At 62.2% G+C, this 2,390-nt stretch carries 1 protein-coding gene and 1 pseudogene; both read left to right on the top strand.

Features of this window, described 5'->3' with window-relative positions; all coding sequences use genetic code 11:
* Positions 1 to 346 (top strand): annotated as a pseudogene (locus VBE63_RS27515) (hypothetical protein); the annotation flags it as partial.
* An 882-nt stretch (positions 347 to 1,228) separates the two neighbouring features.
* Entirely contained in the window at positions 1,229 to 2,200 is a 972-nt protein-coding gene (locus VBE63_RS27510) for an Rpn family recombination-promoting nuclease/putative transposase (RefSeq protein ID WP_323686177.1), read from the top strand.
* Positions 2,201 to 2,390 lie beyond the last annotated feature (190 nt).

Genomic DNA, 2,390 nt, shown 5'->3' with positions numbered 1-2,390 from the left:
CCGCAACGCCCCTTGGGAACTCTTCGCCAGCGAGCAGGATCGGCTGCGCCAAGGGCTGATCCATTATCGCGCGCGCTACCCGAATCCTCGCCGCGGCGGGCACGGGGAACTGCTTGAACGCCTCTACCTGATCTACCACCAGGAGAACCCTGACATGGCCTACACCATGGAAGACTTTCTTCGCGAGACCCACGAGCTGGTGCTTGCCAACATGACCCCAGAAGAGCGACTCAAGGGGCTTCCGCCTGATGAAGTCCTCAAACGCTACGATCCGGAGGAGCGGCTCAAGGGACTTGATCCGGCCACCATCGAGGCTTGGCTGGCCAAGCAACGTCGGGATCATTGAGCGGGACATCGGCGTCATGTCGCTCTTTTGCATCCTGATGATGCTGCTCTCGCTGGTCTTCAGCCTGATCTTGGTGCTGACCTCTTGGCCAGGCAGCTCGGCGGCTCTGTGCGGAGTTGAGTCCGAGTTGATCCGGGCCTCTACCGCGAGCCGATCTTGTGGGGCGTCGGTGGCGTGCTCGTCGCCTGTCTGTTCGCCGCCCTCGCCCGCATCATCCATGACCTGAACCGACTGGTGGTGGCTGCGGTAAGGCATCAGCCTGAGGATCGAAGCCGGGCTGAGGACTGAAGGCCTTCGGGTCGATGGTCGACTCGCGCAGCCCCGCAAGACGGGCCAGAGCACATCGCGGAAGGCACGCCCATGGCGCGAATGGCGGAGCCGGTCTCTCAACAGGGTCCAGGCCTAGACCCGTCAATCGCCTTTCAATCCAACAGCTTGCGGTCATCGGCCATGGATACACGCAACACGACACCTGATCCAGTCGCCCTCCAGGCCCTACGCCAGGATCCTGCCTTGCAAAACCTGATGGAGCGCATGCCGGCGTCGGTGAGCGACAGCTTTATCGAAGAGCAGTTGGCGGCCCTGAAACTGGCACCCTGCTCGGGCTGCTCGCGCTCTATCTCGCCAAATCCGCCGCCGGCATCGACCTCATTCCCGGCTTCTCACTGGGGATTTGGACCTGGTTCAACCAATGACCGCTCTGCCCGCTCTAAAGCAAGCGCGCTCCGCCGTGTGATGGTCGATGACCCCTCGCGCGTTCACTGAAAGCGGCGCGAAACCCGCTCAGCCGTTGGGCGGGCGACATCCTGCACACCGTTCTTACCCCTGGTGTGCAGGTTCCCGAGGGCATGCGCTCTGTCACCGAACCGCTATACTCGCGTCATGACCACGACGCCGACACCGCACGATTGCTTTTTCCGCGAGAACTTCGCGCGTCCGGTGATCGCGCGCGACTTCCTGCGCCATCACCTGCCCGCCGCATTGCTCCCCGAGCTAGATCTCGAGCGGATGAGCATCTCGCCGGACACCTTCGTCACCAAGGCGCTGCGCAAGATCTACTCCGACCTGATCTACCAGATCCCCTATCGCGACACTCAGCTCTCGGTTTATCTGCTCTTCGAGCACAAGAGCCGCTCCGAGCATTGGGTGCTGTTGCAACTGTTGCGCTACGTTGTCGCCAGTGGCGAGCTGTACCGCGACCAGCACCCTGAGGCCAAGACCCTGCCACCCATTTACCCGCTGGTGCTCTACCACGGACAGGAACACTGGCGTGCGCCCGCACACTTTCACGACCTCATCGATCCGCTGCCCGACGCGCTCAGGCCCTTTGTGCCCCAGTTCGGCTATGCGCTGCACGACATCTCGGCCAGGAGCCGCACCGAGATCAAGGGCGCGGTGCTGTCGCGACTGGTGCAGCTCGCGCTGCGTGACATCTATAGCGATCAGCCCAGTGAGCGCTTCCTGGAGCTGCTCCAGTTGATCGCTAAGGTCAGCCGCGACGAGACGGCGATGGCGATCCTCGAATCCCTGCTGCGCTACTTTGTCCAAGGCACTGGGCGCCTGGATGAGCAGCAAGTGCGCACCTTACTTGAACAGACCTTCTCCGGAGAACCGCTGATGGAAACCTTTATCGATCGATACATTGCCTTAGGCGAACAGCGGGGCGAACAGCGGGGCGCACAGCGGGGCGAACAACACGGCCGAGCAACCAGCCTACTGCATCTCATCGAGCGCAAATTCGGTCCGCCAAGCGAGCCTATTCGCGAGCGGATTACGCAGGCAGATCCCGACACCCTCCTGCGCTGGTTCGACCGTGCCATCGACGCCCGCAGCCTCGACGAGGTGTTGCACTGAACTCGAGATGTTGTCGCTGGCCTCCAACTCGCCGCAGCGTTCAGGCTCATCGTAGTCGAGCAATTTGACCGTGGGAAACTGGAAGTCGATCCGACAGCCCCAGTGTACCTCAGGGTCTGTCTCTCCAGTACTCTGCTGGTTACCCTCCCTGGCCTGGACTGCCGGCTTCCCGCCCGGCATGAAGACCGAT

Source organism: Lamprobacter sp. (genome assembly GCF_034860625.1).
Classification (GTDB): domain Bacteria; phylum Pseudomonadota; class Gammaproteobacteria; order Chromatiales; family Chromatiaceae; genus Lamprobacter.
This window is presented reverse-complemented; position numbering and strand designations above follow the sequence as displayed.

Coding starts and splice junctions, on each gene's coding strand:
- VBE63_RS27510 (WP_323686177.1), top strand. CDS start 1,229: ATGACCACGACGCCGACACCGCACGATTGCTTTTTCCGCGAGAACTTC.